We start from the raw sequence: 19,327 nt of genomic DNA, 5'->3' as shown, positions 1-19,327 counted from the left end.
TCAGCTCCCTGCCGAGGCCACCGCGTTGGGATGCGGGTCGATGTAGCCGGCGCCCCTGAGCGCATCCACCTGGTCGGCGGCGAATTCGCGTACTTCGCCGCACTTGCCATAGATGCTGTCATGCAGCACCAGGGCCATGACCTTCTCTGGCTCGGCGTCACCATGATCGCCCGCCGGAGGCATACCCGACGCCTCGCTGTCGGGCGGTGAGGCGTCGGGTATGGGAGAGTTCTTCGCGGAGGCGGTCTCACTCACTGCCTCCTCCGCGACCGCCGCTTCCGTGGCAGAACCCTCTTGCCCTTCAGGAAGCCCGGACGGCGCGGGGACCTGGTTCGATTCTTCTCCGGCCGGAGCCTGGTTCGTCGATCTTCGTGCCATGATTTCGTCCTTGGAAAGTTCTGCCGGCGGTATTTCTCCGCCGGCGCGCACTGGCTGTATGGCCGCTTAGGCGGCGGCCCCGTGTTGGAACAGCTTCACCGCGCCGCCCACGTCGATCAGGTTGCCGCCCGAGCGCATCCACGCCAGGAAGCCAACCTGACCCTTCTTGACATAAGCCGAGTCGTTGAAGCGGAACAGCGTGATCGCCATTACGTCGCGGATCTTGTACAGGCTGAAATCGCCGAAGGCGATCGACTTCGCCGCGGCCGCCGGCACCGGCATGTGCTGGTTGATCTGAATGTCGCGATTCAGGAGGCGATCCGGCGCCCCCCCGGGGTTGCCCTGCTCGTAGCCGGGAACGAAGATCGGGCGGCCTTGGTCGTCCTTGATCTTGCGCACCATCTTGAGCATGTCGTCATGGAACATCCACTTGGCGCCCAGGCGATAGGCCGGGTCCACGCTGTGTTCCAGATCCACCAGGTCGTCGTAGGTGATGACGGGCGTTGCCGACACCGCGCCGATCTTGCCCGTCACTGCGGCAGTGACAACCCCGGTCGGGCCAGCCGTGCCGGGGCCAACGGTGTAATGGCGGTTGGTGACCCGGCCAAGGCGCGTTTGCAAGCGTTGACGGATGAAGCCCTCGATGTCCGAGGAGCTATCCTGCAACAGTTCCCAGGGGACAGTCACCACTTTGGAGCTGAACTTGTACACCGACAGGCCCTTGGTGCCGAACGACACGTCCTGGTCGCTGGCCGACTGATTCTCGGCGACGATTTCGCCTTCTTCGTTGGTGCCGTCGCTGGTCGGATACTGCATGGGCTCGCCACCGCCGGTCGTGAAGACGTTGGCGACTGCGCGCATCCCGCCGAACGCCTTGAGCGCGTCCAGAATGGAGGTCGCGACCGTCGTCGGAACGGTATAGCCGCCCTGCTCGGGATTGACCGCCGGATTGCCGCTCATGGCGTTCCGCACATGCGTCCAGTCCTCCGCCGTCAGTGCGTTGTCGCCACCACGGCACCACTTGTCGAACAACGCCACGTCAACGGGGCGGCCCTTGTTGGCGCTGGGGCGCACGTCGTGTTCGCGCACGCCGGCGTCGTGTAGGTCGTTTTCGGCTGTCAGATCCATCATCTTCTGATGGCGGCCGATGGCCGCGTCGATGCGCTCGATTTCCGCCGTGTTGTCGTCGTACTTCTTCTGATGCTCGGCGTTCCAGTTGGCGCCGGGGTTGTTGTCCAGCAGGGCGCGGGTTTCCTTGGCCAGCGCGTTGCGGCGCTCCCGCTCGGCTTGAAGATTGAAAGCCATAATCTAGGTTCCTTCAGTCGAAAAAAAACCGCCCGAAGGCGGTGGGTTGTCCTGCGTGCGGGAGCCGCTTAGGCAGGGGTGGCCTCGATCAGCGAAAACCGCCGCTCAAGATCGTTTCGCAGAGCTTTGACCTGGGCATCATCCACAACGGGAGATTTCGGCTCGGTCAGGGCTTTGGGCGCGTTCTGGTAGGCCGCCAGATTCCATGCGTTGGCGGTGGTCGGCTTTTTCGCAGCGGCGTCAACAACGCGATCGACAAATCCATGCTCCAGCGCCTCGTCGGCGCTGAACCAGGTTTCCGCGTCCATCCAGTTTCTGACCTGATCTGCCGACTGGCCGGAGCGAGCCACGTAGTCGGCCGTTATCGCGCCGTCGACCTTTTCAAGCAGATCCGCCGTTTCCCGCATGTCGGCCTTATTGCCGATGGCAACCGTCCAGGCGTTATGGATCATGAAGAAAGCCCCCTGCGAGATTTCCACCTCATCGCAGGCCATGCAGACGTCCGTCGCGGCGGAAGCCGCCAAGCCGTCCACGTGAGCAACCACCTTCGCCGAATGCTGGCGGATAGCAGTCATCATCGCGCGGGCGTCGAACACGTCGCCACCCGGCGAGTTGATGCGCAGATGGATCGTGTCAGCCGTGATGGCGGATAGGGCTTTGGCGAACTCGGTGGCGTCGATATCGCCCCACCAGCCCCCAATCACCCCGTGCAGGTAGATCGTCTGCTCACCGTCGTTCGCCTCAGCACGTAGCGGCTTCGATCCAGAGGCGTTATCACGCGCTAGCTGAAGCAGTTTCGGAATTTTCATTCTCGGTTTCCCTGTCTTGATCGTTATCGCCCTCGCGCGCGGGTTGCGCTTGCGCGCCCGCCCGCGTCGGACGGTCAAAATCGCCGCCCAAGGGCTGGAGATTCTTCACGCGGCGGACCTCATCCACGCTCATCCAGCCCTGTGTACCTGGTCCGCCCAGCGCCTTGGCGAAGTATTCCGCTTGGGCTTTGGAATCACCCGCCATGAGCCCATCTGTGTTGTGCTCGGTGAAATAACGCGCGGTGCGGAACAGCTTTCGATTCAACTCGCCCTTGATCCGCTTCAAGTGAGGGGCCAACGTGTATTTCACAAAGCCGATACCCATCTGTTCGATGCCGCTTCCCCAGCTGCTGGACTTTGTCATTTCGCCGATCATATGCGGCGGGACGCCGAAGGCTCGCGCAATGTCGATCACCTGCCATTGGCGAGATTCCAGCAATTGCTGGTCCACCGCCGACATCGTCAATTCCTTGACATCCAACCCTTCGGTCAGAATCAGCGGAATGCGGCGGTTACCCTGAATGCCGCCATACTTCGCAATCCAAGCGGCGCGAAAATCCTCTTGCATGTCCGGAGACATGGCGGCGGGCGCCTTGATCGCCACCTCGGGCTTGCCGCCTTCGCTGAAGAACTTCCCGGCATGCTCGTCGCCCTGGATGGCGATGCCAATACCGTTGCGCGCCCCCCACTGAATCACCGACATCGAACTGATGCCGTTGAAACCGAAGCCCGGAATGTGGATCACGTCGTCCTGATCGACAGTGAAGAATCCCTTGTCGTCATAGAACGTGTATTGCAGCCGCCGAAGCTCGCGCGCACTATCGCGCTCCTGTTCACGGATATCCACCCGAGAGCGCGGCCAGGGGATCAGGTTGGTCATCATGCCGGCGCGATTTCGAACGATGTATGCAATTCCATCGCCCCTCAACAGCATCTGCGTAACCAGGAACTCCCACGCGGCAGAAGCCACCCAAGTGGGACAAAACTGCTCATTGAGCGTCCACCAATAGGCGTGGTCCACCTGCTGCCGAGCGCCACCCACGCGCTCAAATACGGGAAGCGGCAACTGGGCGATGGACCCCGCGATCAGCGACACGCAGGCGTAGACCGCCGACACCCGCATAGCGGTCTGTTCATTGACCACCGCACCCGCCGCGGTCCGTGGATCGCCGAAGATCTCGAACATGCGGATATCAGACGATGAGACTGTCTCACCGTCCGCCAGGTTGCCAATTGCCGGCTCCTGTCGGCTGGCGGGCTGCGCCGGCTGGCCGTCCGAGCCGAAAAATCTGGAAAGTAGTCCCATCACATCACCACGAATCCCTGTTGAATTTTCTTAGGCCCGGCCAGTGGGTTGAGCGCCATTAGCTGCGCCGCATCGAGAAGGCCCATCAGCGGGTCAATCTTTGCCGAGCCGCTGGCTTGCTTCGTGATGAGAATGGAGTTCGCGCGCTGCTCAATTCGCGCGTTGCTGACTGACCATGCCATCATCGGCCGCCCCCCATGAAGAAATGAGCCTTCAGCGAGCTTTCTCTCTACGGTCTTTATCGTCCCGCCAAGGCGCCAGCCCTGCGATACGCCAACAAGCAGCCCCTCGGGAATTTCAGCGTCTGAGAACGCTTCAGCAAAGGTGATGCCACTAGGATCGGTGCCCACACCTTCCTTTTCAGGGAACAGGCCAGCATCAAAAACCCGCCTAATGATCTGCGCCAATTCGGCGACGTCTTCCCCGATCTTTTGCACAATGACCAGATCGCCTTCCCGCTCGAAGTCCCGTAATCGCGGTGCGATTTCTTTCCGACGCTCCAACACAGAAGGGTGCGCCCACGCCCGCCCCCAGTGGAGCCACCGCCCGGTCCCAACTTCCCTGCCAACCAGGCCCAGCCCCAACAGGTCGTCCAGGCCGCCGCCGTCGATGCCGCCGGTCACCACTTCCACCCGCCGTAAGAAGTCCTCCAACCGGCGCAGAGATGCGTCGGCTTGAGCCTGCCAGTGGTCAGCACCTGCCCAACGGTCGGAACGAAGGTTGAGCCCGATTTCGACATTCAGGTGCTTGGCCAGGAACTGCTGGAATGCTCCGTCCGTTCTGGACTGCAGTAGCCTGAGCTGATCTCCTAACCACTCAGCGCTGACCGACCGGCCGAGGTTGGGATTGGTGATGTAGAAGTTCGACGGGTCGAGATAGGCTTTTGCCTCGACCATTTCTTCCGGAAACTCGTACAGGATGCCCAGCGTCTTCGGATCGACCACGCGCCCGTCTCGCACGTCGCGCCAGTAGGCGAGCTTTTCTTTGAAGACACCCGCCGGCGGATCGTCGCTCTGTGTGGTCAGGTAGATTACCCAGCCTTCATCACGCGATATTTGGCCGCCGAGCGCCTCCAGGAACATCGCCACCGCGTTAGCGCGCTTGCCGAATAGCCACAATTCATCGACCAAGATGCGGCCGGACTTCTTGCCCGATACCGTATCGGTGTCGGCGGCCACCACCTTGAGGCTATTGCGCGTAGTCCGGTGAGTGATGGTGCGGATGTGGTCCTGAACGTGGAACATGTCGGACAGTTCCTCGTCCGCCCGAATCATCGCGGCTGCTGGCTTGAAGCTGTTGTCTGCGACTTCCTTGGTCGGGGCCAGGATCAAGTGTTCCTCTTCCTGGCGCCAGCAGATGATTACCGCCGTCAGCATGATGCCGGCGGCAATAGTCGATTTCGTGTTCTTCTTGCTGATCAATAGGCCATATTCCCGGATCCGTTGCTTGCCGGTGGCGGCGTCATATGCGCCGAAGATCGCCCGCACAAAGTCGAATACCCATTCTTCGGAGCACTCCCCGAAGGTCTGGTGTCGGTACGTCCCGATGGCCTCGTCGTAGACCTGCGCCAGATCTACGACCTTGAGCTGCTTGAAGATGCCCAGCGCATATTCGGCCTGGTCGGGGTAGATCGGCGGCGGAATGATCGACTGTCGCGTGCGCAGGCGTTCGGCCCAATCAGGGCACGCGGTTGTCCAGGCCATGGTTTACCCCTTTCCGACAACGCGTAGATGCGTGGGAGGCGGTGGCGGCGCGAATCGCCCACCGGTAGCAGCCTTGTTTGCCGCCTCCTGCTTCGCGCCCTTCTTGCCCTGCTCCGCAATTTTCCCGTGCGTGAACGGCATGAGCGCTTTGGCGGCCTCCAGCCGAAGTTTCGGCTCTTCTCCCGCGTCGTTCATGATCGCCACGAGAACAGCCCGCGGATCCGAGGTAAGCCCGAGAGCTTTCAGGCCGATTCCGTCCATGAGATCAGTGTCGGCGGCTGTGTCTTGCGGTCCGCTTGCCGGTGAATCCGACTCCTTGGGATTCGGTGATTCGGCCTTTTTGTTAATCCGATTTTTGTTAACTGATTTGTTAACCTCGGCAATCCGCCCCACGGCGGCCAGAACATGCTTGTCACGCATCAGTCGGGCGGCTGCTTGGGCCGCCCCGTTTTCGCTGTAACCCGCATGGATAGCGGCTTTCGCACCGGATAGACCCGACAGCAGCGCATCGACGAATCGGCGCTTTTTGTCGGTTAATGCCATAGGTTTTGGTTAACAAAATTGGGTTAACAATTTTCCGAAATGGGGAAATTTTCTGTGCGTGAGGGAACAGGTGGTTTCCGGTGTCGGGCTGCCCTGGACTTTCGACCCGCCCCCCCCTGCCGATGCCCCGCGGGAGCCGCGCAGAGGCCCTACAGGACGCGACGATGGACCTGGCGAGCCTCGGACTCGGCCTCGCGGCAGAGGCGCCCTACGGCTTCCTGCTGGCGTGGACGGACAGGCCGCGCCTGATCCACCATGCCACCTTGGTTACGTCCGGCGTTGCGCCGGTCAGGCGTGCCGCGATTTAGACGCCGGCCAGATACCAGCGCACCCACCACGCGACGCGAAGGGAAAGCTTGACCGTGATCGGTGCCATTACGTGCGGCTCCTGTATCCCATGTCCTGGCGCGTCTTGGAGTCGTGGCAGCCGACCTTGCGACCGTACGCATCTCGCGAGACGCACAGCACCTGCGAGTTCTCGTCGGTATCAGCTCCACCATCGTTCAGGCTGACCTTGTGGTCCAGCTCGAACCCGTATGGGTACACGGTCAGCGCGCCGCAGTGGGCGCAATGCGGGTCGGCAGACCAGACACGCAACCGGCGGTCTTGCAGCTTGCGGCCCGTCATGCGCTTTGCGCTGGGCGTCGGCGCTGTGGCCAACCTGGAACCGGCCATTGCTAGGCGCGGCTTGAGTGTCGTGAGCTTCACGCCGATTCCCTATGTGATCTTGCCGGGTGCTATCTACTGCACACCGCCCGGCGGCGATGCCCCTATCCCCGCACGCCATGCCCAGCGCACGGACCCTCGATAGCGAGAGGGAGCAGAGTTAAAACGTATGCACAAAAAGTCCTTGCGCGCGGGTTTTAATGTACATACAATAACTAAATGGACATCACATTCGACCCCGCCAAAGACCTGAGCAACCAGCGCAAGCATGGCGTTTCGCTGGCCGAAGCCGAAGAGTTCGAATGGGATGACGCCCTGGTGCGTGAAGACATGCGCCGCGAGTACGGCGAACGCCGCATGATCGCCCTGGGCTATATCGATGTGCGCCTGTACTGCGTCGTGTACGTGGACCGCAACGACGAACGGCGCATCATCAGCCTGCGTAAGGCAAATTCGAGAGAGGTGAATCTTTATGCCGAAGCTTAAGCCGGGGACGGTGGTCCCCACCCGCGAAGAAGATGAGGCCATCAACCGCGGCATCGCCGCCGATCCGGACACCTATGAACTCGGCGCGGCCGATCTGAAGCAAATGAAGAAGATCGGCCGCCCGAAGGCGGAAATCACGAAGGAACGCATCACCATTCGGCTATCGCCCGACGTGCTGGAGCGGTTTCGCTCGACAGGCGCTGGCTGGCAGACACGTGTAGACGCAGCACTTCGGGACTGGCTGAAGACTCATGCCCCTCGATGATTGCTGCGGCGGCTGGAATTGAACCAGCGTCCTCATCGTGTGCTTCGTTCTCGTTTAACTCTGCACACCAAGCGCTCTACCCCTGAGCTACGCCACAAACTGGAGCGGACAGAGGGAATCGAACCCTCGCTGCGCGGCTTGGAAGGCCGGCGGCTCGCCGTGAGCCTGCCCGCAAAAGCAAAAAAGCCCTGACCTGCTTACGGTCAGGGCATGAACCCCCCGGGCGAGGGTCGTGTTTAGAGCATCTTCTCGCACGCCTGGGCGCATTCGCGGCAGATACTTGCGCATGCTTCCATTCCTTCAATCTGGTCGCAGCTCGCCGCGCAGTCATTGCATATTGAAGCGCACGCCCGGCACACATCTTGATGATTGTCTGCACCGACCAGCATCGTATGTGCTGACGTGCGACATATTTCGGCGCACGTCAGCATATGGCGAAAATGGATAGGTTCCACATGTTCGCCGCCGGCTTCCAAGCAATGCCCCATCGCTTCCTGAAGGCATGTTCGGTAGCACTCGAGGCAGGCGTCTATACACCCTTTCATGTCTGCATTCATGGCGTTCATCGGTATTCCTCCTTGTGTTGGCCCGCAGTGGGCAATACACGGCCAGCAAACACCATTCCTGACGACAAGGGGATTCCGCAATCCAACCCCAAAAATGCGAAACCCGCCAGCTTTCGCGTGGCGGGTTCTTTTGAACGGACTAATACACCGTATCTGTTAGGGCCGTATATTGGGGGAGAAAATCCTATCCGTCAAATTTTTTCGGCCTCGTCGGTCTCGGCGATCCATCTGCACGCCTTCAGCCTGATGGTCAGCGCACTGTAAGCTTGCTGATGGAGACCCATAGCGTCATCCTTGTTTTTCTTGTCTGCCACGCCGAACAGCCAACGCTTCAGCTTCGCGTGGTGCGCGCCTACCGTGTTTTCGTCCACTTCGTACCGCTCGGCGAGTGAAGCCAGCGTTACCTTCGCCCCGAATAGCCGTTGGATCAGCGCCGACCGCAGACGGCCGTTGGACACGCAGCCGGGCAGCGCCCCCGAAGCCGCCGCCGTTGTCAGCACGCTCATCGCATCCTGCCATTCCGGATTGGTCTTCCAGCCCGAGCAGCACGCGATGCCGCAACCGCAGGGGATTTGCGGCGGTGCGGCGTGCGCCACGAGCACTGCCTGTTCAATCGGGCTGAGCCGCTCCAGTTCCGCCCGGATCATGCCCGCCTGCCCTGCCCCGTCCAGGCCCGAAAGCCCTTTTCCGCCCCCGGGATTCGTCCCGGCCGTCAGTTCGCCCGACGCAACCTTGTTCATAAGCGGCCTGTCGTACTGCTGCATCGAATAGTTCAGCGCGAACGTCAGCGCCGCATGGGCGCTGGAAAAGAGCGGCACCGCCTTCGCCGCCACGGTCGGCACTGAGGGCAGGCGCGAAATAGTCATCGTCGTCATCAAATAATCCCCGGGGAATAAGTCACTTTCGCGGGCAGCATTTCCCGCATCCATTGCATTGCTGCTTCCCATCCGAGGGTTACGGTGTGCCGCCCCCGGATAGGAAAAATCTTCGGGTTCACGTCGTTCGCGTCAACCATCACGGTTTCGCCGCGCGCCCCCGTCTGTCTGTAGATCAGGACCGGCACGCCCTCCGCCCCCGCCTGCTCCACCGCCTGACGCCACCAGGCGGGAAGGCACAGGACATTGGCGTGCTTACATTCGACGGTGATCCGCGCAAACGCAGGCTCATCGGCCACCACATCGCTATCGCCGGCCTGGTTGCGTACTCGGCGGCGCCAGGTCGTGCCGGTTGCGTCAGTCAGCAGGTTGGCAACCTTGCGCTCAAAGGCCGCGCCCTTGTTCCGCTGCATCGCGCTCATGCCGCGCCCCCGGCGTCCATCGGCGCACTGATGGCAGCCTGGGCCATGCGCAGCACCGCCGGGGATGGCAAACGCCCGCCTTCCCTCTGCGCTTCGGCCAGGATGCGCTTTGCCCAGCGGCGCGGATCGCGGCCAGTCTGATTTACGATGCCCTCCGCCCCCATCTTCGCCATAGCCTTGGCTGCGTCCTCGCGCGTGGCAAGCGTGCCACCAGGAGCGGGTAAGGCGGGGGCCGGCGTCGGCACGTCCTCCCACTGGCCCCGGGCGAACTCGTCCCGCAACGCACGCTCCCATCGCAGCTTCATGACCGCATAGCCGCAGTTCAGCAGGTCGTGCGATCCAACAGCGCGGGCAGCATGGAAAATCGCCGGGTGCGACCACGCTCCCATCTCGCCGCGCTTGCGGGCGGCCACGCCGGCAACGGCCTCATGGAACGCCGTCTCAGGCTCCATCCAGGGACGGCAGAGGCGCATGAACTCCGGCAGCGTCGGCGGCCAGTCACGGCCCAGGCACGCGACCAAACCGACACGGGCCTCCGCTTCTGTGAAGCCCGCCAGCTTCTGGTTGAAACTGTCTTTCACCTCGCGCGGGGTCAGGCCTTCCCACGCCTGGGCGAACTTGGCACCGTAGAGCAGGCGCAGTTCGGAAACCACCATGTCGCCCAGGGTGCGCACTTCCGGCGCGTCAGTGCGTTGTTGCATCGATCACTCCCATGTTGATTTCGCGGACAGCGCCCGGCGACCCGACCGCCGCGCCCATTTCCTCGTTCCACGATGCTCGCCGCTGCGCCGTACTCGGAGTACGTGCGGCCCGTGCCGCCCCCGAGCGCAAGACGCGTTGCAGGTACCCAACCGGCTCAATCGCCTGGTCATCCACGCACTGCTGGATGGCTCGCACGATGTCCGCGTCGTCATGGTTTTTGCGGAACATGCCGAGCATCGAGCGGGCCTGTTTCTCGGGCTGGCCAGCAGCGATCAGCAGCGGCAGGCCCAAGGCAAAAATCTGCTCCACAGCCGTAGGCGGCTCTGGCGGCGTGCCGCCCGTTCCGTCAGGAACGGAATATTTATTGGTTCTTGGTTCTTGGTTAGGGTTACGACTGGGTTTCTCCTGGCCCCCGACTGGGTTTCCCGTGGCATCCGCTTGGGTTTCTTCTGGCAACCCACCGGAAACCGACTGGGTTTCGTTGGGTTTCTTCTTCGGCCTTCCGCCTGCCTTTCCGTTAACCCGGTTGGTTTTTGCCTTCTCTTGATACGTGGCGATCTCGCTATCCGCCCGCTTATTGCGCCAAGCACCGTCCGCAAGCTCGAAGAACTCCTGCAGGATCATCGGAACTGCCGCACGCTCTTCCTCAGTGCGCGCCCCCACCCAGCGGCAGATCAGCGGCAAATCGTCCTTGATGGGCTGTTCCTCCGCGTAGTAGCGGCGCAGCAGGCGGCTGTATATGGCGTCCTCCACCAGGCTCAAGTGCATCGTGGCCTGGGCGTAGTCGCCGATGTTGTGGCTGTAGTAGTTCATTCGGTGACTCCATAGAGCGCCTGAAATCCGCGCTCCGCTTCCTCGGGCCATTTGCCCATGGCAAGGATTCGCAAGCGCGTAAGGCGCAAGCCGGGGATGAAATAGGTGAGCTTCTGTTCCAGCGGTGCTGGCGATTGGTCTATGAACCAGTGGCAAGGGCCGCAGCCGAACGCAATGGCCCAGTCGTGCGCCTTGATCCCCTTCCCCTTGCCGTCGCGCAGCAGGTTGGAATGGCAGGCCACCGTGGTATCCATGCCGCCCTGGCAGTACCGGGGCACGCGCAGCAAGCATTCCTCGCCTTTGGCAAGGTCCAGCAGCGCCTGGTTGCGATACACGGTCTTGGGCGGCTTCTTGCCCTTCTTGCGAGCCTTCATGGCGGCCCGCGGTGGCGGCATGGGCTTCGCGCGCATCATCGGCGCGCCACGCTTCAGCGGTGTCCGTTGCTTGAGGAGAGTCTTGCGCGTCAGCGACATTCCGCCCCTCCCTGCCCCTTCACGCGCCACCAGGCCGGGAACTTCCAGGCGTTCGCGTGGCGCTTGACCAGGCCGGCCCTCGCCGCGTCGAACAAGAACGAATCGACGGCGCAGGCGGCGGCTTCCGCTCGCGACGTGCTGGACCAGGGGTCAACAGCCTTCATGGCAGGCTGCACGATGGCCCGCAGCTCATCCAGGTTCACGCGCCCTCGGGTGTCGATGATGGCCTGCTTGACTTGCTCCACCGTCTCAGGCGGCACGCGGTAGCCCCGGAACATGTGCAAGCAGTCAGCCATAGATGCCGCTCCACTTCACGAAGGGCTTGCGCACCGCCTCATGGAACAAGGCAGCCGCTTGGGCGTTGTGGTCCAGCTGTGCGCGGCTGGTGATTCCGCATGCGTCTCGGACGAACTGCGCCGCGTGCTGGCTCGGGCTCACGCCATCGGGGGCGGCACCCACGCGGCTAACAACCCACCGCTGAAACTTCGCGCCGTTGCACATCATTGCAGCCGCACGCGACAAAGCCGCCCCCTTGCTCGCCGTGGACGCGGCGCGCGCCCTCACGGGAACACCGGATGATCCGCGCTGCATCATTGTTCCGCCATCCCGCTCAACCGGCGCGCCACATTGGCGACGGCCTCCATGACGACACGGCCAGCAGCAGTGACGCGCGCCACCTCTTCCTGGTCCACGCCCCCGTCGGCCAGCGCGTCGTAAACCTCGCGGCCAAACGTCCCATGGGCGACCATCAGGCTTGCCACCTGCTCCAGCACGGAGATGTCGCTATCCCCGCAGGAGTCAGGCGCCTTCACCAGGAGATAGCCATTGCCGTGCGCGAAGGCAGCCAGGATGCGTACATCCCCCGTCATCCGCACAATGCGGTCGGCCTCGGCCAGCGTCAGATGATGCGTGGTGTTGTTGGGGTTGACCTTGTTGCGCAGCACGGCCGGCGACATGCCGATGACCGCCCCCAACGCTTCGCTGCCGCCCTTGTAGTCATGCACCGTCAGATCGGCCGCAGTGGTGATGTTCATATGTGAATTTCCTGAACGTATCTATTGCTGAGCAGCGGCCTTACGATGCGCTGCATGGAAAAACGAATTGCGCCCTACACGTCCAACGGCCCGATCTGGACCTTGTCGCTAGGTTTTGCCGGTGCCGCCGGCCGCGGTGCCGGCTGGGCCGGCGTCGTCGCGCTATCCATGCGATCTCTCCTGAAAATGGGTGGTCAGCCCCTTAGAATGGTTGCTCTCACACAAGACACCCGCCCCAGTAAGGAGGGGGCCGACCATGACTTTGAAGTTTGTATCCATCGTGCAGCCCACCGAAGATTCGGAGTTTGTCGACGTGAAGTTCATGCTCGAATCGGATTTCACGGCTGTTCCACCCCACTTCATCGGAAAGGCGCAGATCTCGATTCCTCTTCGCGAAGCATCGGAAATGACGCTCGCAAAAATCATCGAATCCGCTCGCGCTCAACTCGCGTCGAAGTTGATCGATTGCGCCAAATAGCGCCGCCAGGCTGCATTGCCGCGGCGATACGCTCGTCGGCAATGCGCTCAGCAGCGGCACGAATCAGCCACAGCACGAAGCGGATGTAGAGGCTATGCATTGGAGGGCTCCTGTCGAGCGACAGCCGAACGCAAACCGAGGCGGTGCATTGATGTCATGCCGCCTCCTGCTGCACCGGCGCAGGGGCACGCAACCATTCATGCGCCAGCAGGACGCTCGACGGGATGCCTCGACGCTTCCAGTTGCTAACGCGCTGGACTGCGCCGGGCTCTTCAGCGATGCCGAGCCGCTCGGCAACCTTTGTGGGTCCGCCAAAGGCATCTATCCGCGCCGCGTCCCGATGAAGTTGTTCCATTCGTTTCTCCATATGCGCCCAATTAAACACCATGTTTAATTGTTGGGTCAACACGATGTGTATCAACAACGCGTTTATCCCGGCAACAATCGCCCTATGAAGCAAATGCACGAACAGATGGCGAGGATCTACGAGGCTGCCCGAGCCTCGGGGATGCTGGTGAGCGGCCCAGAGCAAGCGAATCTGGCGCGGCTGTTGAACGTCGCCCAGCAGAACGTCAACAATTGGGAGCGCCGCGGTCCATCGAAGGAAGGGATGTTGGCTGCCCAAAACGTCCTGGGAGTCAATGCCACCTGGGTGATGACTGGCGAAGGCGCAATGTTCACGACGTCCGCGCCCGCCAAGGCATCGGCCGAGCCTGAACCGGCGAAGGCGCAGCCGTGGCCCTTCCGCACGATCCCCGAGGACCAGTTGCGGGCATTGCCCGAGTCGCAGCTCAATGCGCTCGAGGGGGCCATTGCGCTTGCGATCGCCCAGATGAAGCTTGGGATCCAGGTGTCGCCGCCGCCCGCGTCCGCCGTGAACAACGTCATTCCTTTGCGGGCTCACAAGCCCGGCGGCCTAGTCGATATGGACCATGCTGATGACCCCTTCCCTATGCGCATTGCGGGCCTGCCGCCTGCTCCGTGGGAAGGCGGCCACACCACGTTCCAGGCCGAGCGCAATCCGAAGATCAGGATCAGCACGCAAACAGGCGTGACGGCGAACGCCGGACCGGGCGAGCCGCACGCTGCCAATGACCGATTCGAGAAAGTGCCGGAGCTGGCTGAGGTGCGCCTGGCTGCGGGCGACGGCATCGAGAACCACAGCGAAGACCAGACCGGCATGATCCAGTTCCGCCGCTCATTCCTCAAGGCGGTGGGCGCCGACAACGGAAAGGCACGTGTGGTGTATGCGAAAGGCGACAGCATGGAGCCGGTCATTCGTGACGGCGCGGCCCTGCTCGTCGTTCCCAACGAGAATCTGACGCTGCAGGACGTTGCGACCGGCGGCGTCTACGCCATTAATTACGACGGCAAGATGCTGGTGAAGACTGTCGTCAGAGACAAGCTCACTGGCCGTTGGGTTGCGCGCTCGTTCAACCCAGCCTACTACGACATACCGCTGGAAAACGGCCACCCTGTCCGCGTGCTGGGCCAGGTCGTCTGGGCCGGAGCTAAGCTGCGCGACGATGAGGCGGGGCAGTGGGTGCGGTCGTGATACAGCATCCCCTTTTCACCCTTTGCACTCCCATTTAGCTGCACGCAAGATCATCCTGCGTGCGTCAGGAAATCGACTCCCCTTTAGGTAGAGAACCTTGTTGAAACTTCAGTCAATAGAAGACGCCTTGGCATTCGTAGTCCAGCAAGCTGGAGATGGAGCGCCAAAATTCGAGGGCGTAGAAATCGCAGGTGACTGGGCAGCTCTAGATATAAAAATCACCGGCAAAAATTACCACGGCACTGTCCCGGGAAATCTGGCGCGCGGTTTGTGGGAGCTACAACAGGAACTCTATCGCGCAGTCGCTTTTGCGAAGTACGGGGTGGACGACATGCGCCGTATTCCCAAGCAAGAGCTCGAACAGTACACTTTGGTTTTCAAGGTCGAAGAAGGTTCTTCTTGGCTAACAGCCCCAATCGACAAGTTCCTGGAGACTCTTTCCAATGCCATGGCCGGTATGACAAGCGAGGAAAAAGCCAAACTCGTCGTGAAGATTGGGCTCATCATTGCGACAACCTGGGGCGCGACCAGCCTCTCGAATCAGTACTTCGACTACCGAACTAAAACCGAAGTCGCTGCCAAGCAACTTCAGGTGGATGCGCAACGACTAGAAATAGAAAAAGCACGAATAGAAGCCGACGTTCGCCGAAACAGCGAGCAAGCAGAATTGATTCTTGCACTCGCGGCTAATAACCCGACCCTCAGCCGCTTTAGGGACGCAAGCGCCGAAGGCGCCAAAGCGGTGGTTAAGAATGCCGCAGATGCAGACGAAATTCGGATAGGCCAAGCCAAGTTTGACCGAACTCAGATCAACGAAATAACCCAACGCGCCGATCGCGAATCGCCAGAATCCGTGGGCATCTCAGGAGAATTCCGAATCACCGGATTCAAGCGGGCCGTCGGGTCAGATGTCGCTCGGTTCTTGCTGACGAATGAAGCGGGCGAACTGTCGGTAATCATGGACTTGGCCGACACCGATTCGTTCACCCCGGAGCAATTGCGACGATTCTGGGTCGCAGTAGAAACTGGCGCTCCAATTGAGCTTGGCGTACAGAAAAGAGTGGTCGGCGACAAGGTAAAGCATGCTTGGGTCGAGTCGATTCTCGACGCAAAAGCTGATGTGGCCGTCGTCGCGAGATAGCCGAACTGAATTCGAAACCATTAGCCACCCCCGGGTGGCTTTTTTGTTGCCTGACTATCTCTAATTGATCATGACTATCCATGTACTAGGTCATCCAAAAACCTAGGCACAGGAGCAGTCAATGATTCGAATTTTGATCCCGCTCTTAGTGGTGCTACTGGCCCTCTGGGCCACACCAGCCTACTAAGCCTTCCCCTCAACCGCCCGCCTCGCGCGGGCTTTTTTGCGTCCAGAATTAAACACGGCGTTGACCAAACAAATAAACATGGTGTTTAATGATGTCAGCGCGTCACTAACCGGTGAGCAGAAGACCCCCACGGACCCTCAGCCAGCAGTCAGGGCATCGCCTTAAGAGGGAGACGTACCGCCACGAAGTCGGATGGGGAAGGCGAGCACCGCTCTTTAACAACCGAGGCCGCCCGCCCCCGCGAGGGAGGACGGGCGAAACAGGACAACCGGCCAGGCGCCAGCGCGCCCCCGGACCCTGTGTGCTTGGGCTTCCACAGCCAGGCAACGCCCAGCCGGGCGTGGCGACGATAACCCCGGCCTCTTCCGATTCCGCTGAAAAGCGGGTTTCGGCCAGCGCTGCGAGTCAGCGCTTACCGAAGCACTCCCCCATCCAGCGCATGCCCTCGCAAAGGAATCCTATGGAACTGAAAGTCAATATCGACCTGGAAGCAGCCGTCGCCCAGGCTGTCGCTCCTGAAAAGCTCCAGCCCATTCTGGACAAGCACATCACCGAAGCAATCACCAGCGCCATCAAGGACGCAACGGGCTATCGCAGCAAGTTCAGAGAGGCCGTTGAAGCGCAGTTGGTCGAGGCGATGCCTCACGGGCTCCGTCTCGATGACGTGGCGAAATTCCAGCATGTGCTGAACACGGCGCTTCAATCGGCGGTCCACGGGCAAAACTCGGAAGCTGTGTGTGCAGCCCTCGCCGAAGCTGCGAAAGCCGCCCTTCCGGAAGTGCCTCCCGTCGTCAAGATGTCGGAGCTGATGACCGCCGCACGCGAAGGCATGCTGTATTCCGATGAGCGGAAGGCTTTTTACGCCCTCTTCGAAAGATCGAGTTCCGGCGGTGGCTGGCTGTACCTGGACGAAAACGAAAAGCCCGGCAAGGGCTACGGACTTGACGGGGGAAAGTACAGCGCGAAGTACCACCTCGCGTTTCAAAAGGACGGCAGCGTCTATGCCTTGCGACTCGGCGACCAACAGATCACACCGGCGAGCCGGCCGGACGTCATCAGCTATTTCGACGCAATGCTCATGTCCATGTACGTCGGCCGCACCCGCCTGGAACTGGACATGGACCCGGATGCCGTGCAGTACGCAGCTGCCGAGCAGCACGACGACTGACCCCAGCAATGAGGAAATGACGTGGACTACCGCGAACTGTCGAACAAAGAAGTACAGACGCGCAAGCCGCATTCTTGCGGCTGGTGCGCCGAACGCATCGAAGCAGGTGAGCGGGCGCAAGCGCGCAGCTACATCAGCGAGGGCGAAATCACATCCGAGCGTATGCACCCCGAGTGCTACGTGGCGATGGAAACGTACCGACCGCAGAGCGATCTCTGGGACGGATGGACGCCCGGACAGTTTCAACGCGGCACGCACGACGAAGCCTGACAGTCCCGGCTCATGCCCCGCGTGCGGGGTATCGGCAGGCGCTGTTGCCTGGACACCATGCCCATACCAATCCACGGAGCAATGCCATGCTCGAAGCACTTGTACGCTTCATCGAAGAACTGATCGACGTTTTCAACTTCGGCAGCAACATCAGCAAGTAGCAGCACGCCAGCCCCGCACCAGGGGCGGCTTCGGAGAGCGGGCCGGCGCCGCAACGTCACCGGCGCAGAAAGTGACTTTCAGGATCTACCCGGGCTACCGGCCCGCTCTCCGAAGCTGAAGAACCAGAAGAGGGGCTGGACACATTGCGCCCTCCCCTGGCGGCAACAAACCCGCCAGGTGTACGCGACTCGCTGGCAGACGAGTGATAAAGCACATTGCCTCCGCGCCTTTATGGTTGGGCTTGGCGAGCCGCGGATAGGCCCACGAGACGGTCAGAAGCCAACTGGCGCCGGAACACGTAACCGGCACCCCATAACACAGCCGCGCAAATCTGCGCAGATCCCCATGCCCTTGACTGAAACCCTCGCCTGGGGCCTGGGCCTGCTCGCGTTCGCGCGGCTGGTGCTGGCACCGCTCGGCGACTACCTCTCCCGCCGCCACGCCGCGGCAGATCCCTGGACCCCGACATGAACACCATCAGCGCAAGCGCGCCCCCGGTGCGCCACCGTCACCCCATCACGATCAAGCAGGCGGCCCGCAAGCTGGGCGCCCTGATCGCTCCCCGCGACCACGCCGGCAAGGGCAACTGGAACGACGACGCGGATATCCCGCTGTGGGCCTGGCCCGCCAGCCTGGCGCTGGCCGCGTTCTTCCTCTTCGGCCCGGCGGTCCTGGGCTGGTTGCTGCGGGCGGTCACATGAACGGGATCGACTTCATTCTGAGGGATCGCACCGGCTGGACGCCGTCGGTCCCGGCGCCCCGCCGCCGGTTGCGCTGGGCCACGCCGAAGCGCGAAGCCATGCGCCCCGAGGAAGTTGCGTTCATCAAGGGCGCGAAGGGCCGCCTTACTGCGAAGGAGCTGGGCGATTGCTACGGCGTTTCTGCGCAGACCATCAGCAACATTTGGAGCGGTCGCTGCCCTGCCGTTCCTGTCCACCGCCCCATACCCGTCCGGCCGAAGCGCAAGTAGCCGCAGCCCCACTCAAACCCAATCGAAGGTCGCATCTATGTGGTTCAGAAATCTGAAGATTTACCGCCTGTCCGCTCCCCTTTCCGAATACGCCGAGAAGCTGAAAGCGGGCCTTGAGGCTCACGCCTTCCAGCCCGGCAACAACCTCGAAACGCAATCCCTCGGCTGGATCCCCCCCCGAGAAGGCGGCGAACTCGCTCACCCTGTGGCCGGCCGATTCCTGCTCAGCCTGCGCGCCGAGAAGAAGCTGTTGCCGCCCTCCGTGATTGCTCAGGTCGCCAGGGCGCGGGCCGAGGAAATCGAGGAGCAGCAGGGGTACAAGCCCGGCCGCAAGCAGATGAAGGAAATCAAGGAACGCGTCACGGACGAGCTCCTGCCGCGCGCCTTCAGCGTCTACCGCGATACCCGCGTTTGGATAGACCCGGTGAATCGCTGGCTGGTTATCGACACCGCCTCATCGTCCAAGGCGGATGAAGTGATCGGGATGCTGGCGAAGACGGTCGACCCCTTGCCGCTGGAAAATCTGTACGTGGCCCAATCGCCCGCCTCGGCCATGACCGGCTGGTTGGCCGAAGACGAGGCCCCGACCAACTTCACCATCGACCAGGACACCGAACTGCGCTCGTCCGGCGAAAGCGGCGCGGCGATCCGCTACGTCAAGCACTCCATCGATGCCGATGACGTGCGCCGTCACATCCAGTCGGGCAAGCAGTGCACCCGCCTGGCCATGACCTGGGCCGACCGCGTTTCGTTCGTGCTTACCGAAGGCCTGGATATCCGTCGCGTCTCGCCCCTCGATGTGCTGAAGGAAGGAGCGGACTACGCGCAGAACGACGACGAGAAGTTCGATTCCGACATGCTTCTTATGACCGGCGAGCTGGCCAAGATGATGGATGAACTCGTTGACGCACTTGGTGGAGAAAACCGGATCTAGGTTGGCCTGGGCTCCGTGGCAGGAGGTAGAGCATCGACAAACGCCTTTCCCCTCCCCTCACCGTCCCAATAAGCCGCGTCGGGATCCCCGAAAGGGGCCCCGTTACCCACATCTGC

The 19,327-nt window shown here is 61.7% G+C and carries 27 protein-coding genes and 2 tRNA genes; 11 read left to right on the top strand and 18 right to left on the bottom strand.

All coding sequences use genetic code 11. The features are described 5' to 3' along the window. The 7 genes from ACZ50Q_RS11615 to ACZ50Q_RS11585 all read right to left on the bottom strand — a co-directional run bounded on the left by ACZ50Q_RS11615 (position 1) and on the right by ACZ50Q_RS11585 (position 6,704). Positions 1-378: a hypothetical protein gene (locus tag ACZ50Q_RS11615; protein WP_464081582.1), complete on the bottom strand. Its 378-nt coding sequence runs from the start codon at positions 376-378 to the stop codon at positions 1-3. Between the two features lie 66 nt (positions 379-444). Continuing rightward, entirely contained in the window at positions 445-1,683 is a 1,239-nt protein-coding gene (locus ACZ50Q_RS11610; RefSeq protein ID WP_464081581.1) for a phage major capsid protein, read from the bottom strand. Positions 1,684-1,751: 68 nt separating this feature from the next. Continuing rightward, on the bottom strand, positions 1,752-2,492 hold the full coding sequence (locus ACZ50Q_RS11605) for a head maturation protease, ClpP-related (RefSeq protein ID WP_464081580.1): 741 nt from the start codon (positions 2,490-2,492) through the stop codon (positions 1,752-1,754). After that, a complete protein-coding gene (locus ACZ50Q_RS11600) occupies positions 2,458-3,798 on the bottom strand; it encodes a phage portal protein (RefSeq protein ID WP_464081579.1) in 1,341 nt (446 codons plus the stop codon). Before ACZ50Q_RS11600 ends, ACZ50Q_RS11605 begins: the two co-directional genes overlap by 35 nt. Continuing rightward, positions 3,798-5,501, bottom strand: a complete 1,704-nt coding sequence (locus tag ACZ50Q_RS11595) for a terminase large subunit (protein ID WP_464081578.1) — start codon at positions 5,499-5,501, stop codon at positions 3,798-3,800. Before ACZ50Q_RS11595 ends, ACZ50Q_RS11600 begins: the two co-directional genes overlap by 1 nt. 3 nt (positions 5,502-5,504) lie before the next feature. Beyond that, the gene (locus ACZ50Q_RS11590) at positions 5,505-6,044 is read right to left on the bottom strand and encodes a terminase small subunit (RefSeq protein WP_464081577.1); all 540 of its coding nucleotides are present in this window, start codon (positions 6,042-6,044) and stop codon (positions 5,505-5,507) included. A gap of 375 nt (positions 6,045-6,419) precedes the next feature. Beyond that, positions 6,420-6,704, bottom strand: coding sequence for an HNH endonuclease signature motif containing protein (locus tag ACZ50Q_RS11585; RefSeq protein WP_464081576.1), 285 nt, complete (start codon positions 6,702-6,704; stop codon positions 6,420-6,422). Between the two features lie 225 nt (positions 6,705-6,929). Between ACZ50Q_RS11585 and ACZ50Q_RS11580 the strand changes: the two genes are divergently transcribed. Further along, positions 6,930-7,196, top strand: a complete 267-nt coding sequence (locus ACZ50Q_RS11580) for a BrnT family toxin (protein ID WP_464081575.1) — start codon at positions 6,930-6,932, stop codon at positions 7,194-7,196. Continuing rightward, positions 7,183-7,461, top strand: a complete 279-nt coding sequence (locus tag ACZ50Q_RS11575; RefSeq protein WP_464081574.1) for a BrnA antitoxin family protein — start codon at positions 7,183-7,185, stop codon at positions 7,459-7,461. The genes ACZ50Q_RS11580 and ACZ50Q_RS11575 overlap by 14 nt, the downstream gene beginning before the upstream one ends. Before the next feature lie 3 nt (positions 7,462-7,464). Here ACZ50Q_RS11575 and ACZ50Q_RS11570 read toward each other — a convergent pair. From ACZ50Q_RS11570 to ACZ50Q_RS11525, 10 genes are all read right to left on the bottom strand, one after another. Next, positions 7,465-7,558: transfer RNA gene (locus ACZ50Q_RS11570), tRNA-OTHER, on the bottom strand. Between the two features lie 3 nt (positions 7,559-7,561). Further along, positions 7,562-7,634: transfer RNA gene (locus ACZ50Q_RS11565), tRNA-Gly, on the bottom strand. Between the two features lie 63 nt (positions 7,635-7,697). Further along, positions 7,698-8,006, bottom strand: coding sequence for a four-helix bundle copper-binding protein (locus ACZ50Q_RS11560; RefSeq protein WP_464081983.1), 309 nt, complete (start codon positions 8,004-8,006; stop codon positions 7,698-7,700). Positions 8,007-8,218: 212 nt separating this feature from the next. After that, positions 8,219-8,902 (bottom strand): hypothetical protein, encoded by a 684-nt coding sequence (locus ACZ50Q_RS11555; RefSeq protein WP_464081573.1) that lies wholly within the window; start codon positions 8,900-8,902, stop codon positions 8,219-8,221. Then, on the bottom strand, positions 8,902-9,324 hold the full coding sequence (locus tag ACZ50Q_RS11550; RefSeq protein ID WP_464081572.1) for a putative PDDEXK endonuclease: 423 nt from the start codon (positions 9,322-9,324) through the stop codon (positions 8,902-8,904). Before ACZ50Q_RS11550 ends, ACZ50Q_RS11555 begins: the two co-directional genes overlap by 1 nt. Further along, entirely contained in the window at positions 9,321-10,025 is a 705-nt protein-coding gene (locus tag ACZ50Q_RS11545) for a hypothetical protein (RefSeq protein WP_464081571.1), read from the bottom strand. Before ACZ50Q_RS11545 ends, ACZ50Q_RS11550 begins: the two co-directional genes overlap by 4 nt. Continuing rightward, a complete protein-coding gene (locus tag ACZ50Q_RS11540; RefSeq protein ID WP_464081570.1) occupies positions 10,009-10,839 on the bottom strand; it encodes a YdaU family protein in 831 nt (276 codons plus the stop codon). Before ACZ50Q_RS11540 ends, ACZ50Q_RS11545 begins: the two co-directional genes overlap by 17 nt. After that, on the bottom strand, positions 10,836-11,312 hold the full coding sequence (locus tag ACZ50Q_RS11535; protein WP_464081569.1) for a nuclease domain-containing protein: 477 nt from the start codon (positions 11,310-11,312) through the stop codon (positions 10,836-10,838). Before ACZ50Q_RS11535 ends, ACZ50Q_RS11540 begins: the two co-directional genes overlap by 4 nt. Further along, positions 11,303-11,608 (bottom strand): hypothetical protein, encoded by a 306-nt coding sequence (locus ACZ50Q_RS11530; RefSeq protein ID WP_464081568.1) that lies wholly within the window; start codon positions 11,606-11,608, stop codon positions 11,303-11,305. Before ACZ50Q_RS11530 ends, ACZ50Q_RS11535 begins: the two co-directional genes overlap by 10 nt. A gap of 294 nt (positions 11,609-11,902) precedes the next feature. Beyond that, the gene (locus ACZ50Q_RS11525) at positions 11,903-12,346 is read right to left on the bottom strand and encodes a phage regulatory CII family protein (RefSeq protein ID WP_464081567.1); all 444 of its coding nucleotides are present in this window, start codon (positions 12,344-12,346) and stop codon (positions 11,903-11,905) included. A 256-nt stretch (positions 12,347-12,602) separates the two neighbouring features. Between ACZ50Q_RS11525 and ACZ50Q_RS11520 the strand changes: the two genes are divergently transcribed. Next, positions 12,603-12,824 carry a hypothetical protein gene (locus tag ACZ50Q_RS11520; RefSeq protein WP_105240807.1) on the top strand — a complete coding sequence of 74 codons (222 nt, stop codon included), beginning with the start codon at positions 12,603-12,605 and terminating at the stop codon, positions 12,822-12,824. 154 nt (positions 12,825-12,978) lie between these two features. Here ACZ50Q_RS11520 and ACZ50Q_RS11515 read toward each other — a convergent pair whose 3' ends face one another. Further along, positions 12,979-13,179: a hypothetical protein gene (locus ACZ50Q_RS11515; RefSeq protein ID WP_142054242.1), complete on the bottom strand. Its 201-nt coding sequence runs from the start codon at positions 13,177-13,179 to the stop codon at positions 12,979-12,981. Between the two features lie 96 nt (positions 13,180-13,275). Between ACZ50Q_RS11515 and ACZ50Q_RS11510 the strand changes: the two genes are divergently transcribed. The 8 genes from ACZ50Q_RS11510 (at position 13,276) to ACZ50Q_RS11475 (ending at position 19,211) form a co-directional block, all read left to right on the top strand. Then, positions 13,276-14,379 carry a S24 family peptidase gene (locus ACZ50Q_RS11510; protein WP_464081566.1) on the top strand — a complete coding sequence of 368 codons (1,104 nt, stop codon included), beginning with the start codon at positions 13,276-13,278 and terminating at the stop codon, positions 14,377-14,379. A gap of 127 nt (positions 14,380-14,506) precedes the next feature. Beyond that, a complete protein-coding gene (locus tag ACZ50Q_RS11505; protein ID WP_464081565.1) occupies positions 14,507-15,520 on the top strand; it encodes a hypothetical protein in 1,014 nt (337 codons plus the stop codon). 647 nt (positions 15,521-16,167) lie between these two features. Continuing rightward, entirely contained in the window at positions 16,168-16,875 is a 708-nt protein-coding gene (locus ACZ50Q_RS11500; RefSeq protein WP_464081564.1) for a hypothetical protein, read from the top strand. Positions 16,876-16,896: 21 nt separating this feature from the next. Next, positions 16,897-17,145 carry a hypothetical protein gene (locus tag ACZ50Q_RS11495; RefSeq protein ID WP_175137416.1) on the top strand — a complete coding sequence of 83 codons (249 nt, stop codon included), beginning with the start codon at positions 16,897-16,899 and terminating at the stop codon, positions 17,143-17,145. 507 nt (positions 17,146-17,652) lie between these two features. Continuing rightward, complete coding sequence (locus ACZ50Q_RS11490) at positions 17,653-17,778, top strand: hypothetical protein (RefSeq protein ID WP_464081563.1); 126 nt, start codon at positions 17,653-17,655, stop codon at positions 17,776-17,778. After that, on the top strand, positions 17,775-18,008 hold the full coding sequence (locus tag ACZ50Q_RS11485; protein ID WP_464081562.1) for a hypothetical protein: 234 nt from the start codon (positions 17,775-17,777) through the stop codon (positions 18,006-18,008). Before ACZ50Q_RS11490 ends, ACZ50Q_RS11485 begins: the two co-directional genes overlap by 4 nt. After that, a complete protein-coding gene (locus ACZ50Q_RS11480) occupies positions 18,005-18,277 on the top strand; it encodes a hypothetical protein (protein ID WP_464081561.1) in 273 nt (90 codons plus the stop codon). The genes ACZ50Q_RS11485 and ACZ50Q_RS11480 overlap by 4 nt, the downstream gene beginning before the upstream one ends. 37 nt (positions 18,278-18,314) lie before the next feature. After that, positions 18,315-19,211, top strand: a complete 897-nt coding sequence (locus ACZ50Q_RS11475; RefSeq protein ID WP_464081560.1) for a recombination-associated protein RdgC — start codon at positions 18,315-18,317, stop codon at positions 19,209-19,211. Positions 19,212-19,327 lie beyond the last annotated feature (116 nt).

The organism is Achromobacter sp. T5-5 (assembly GCF_055397965.1).
Note: the sequence above shows the minus strand (reverse complement) of the source record. Positions and strands in the feature narration are given on the sequence as shown.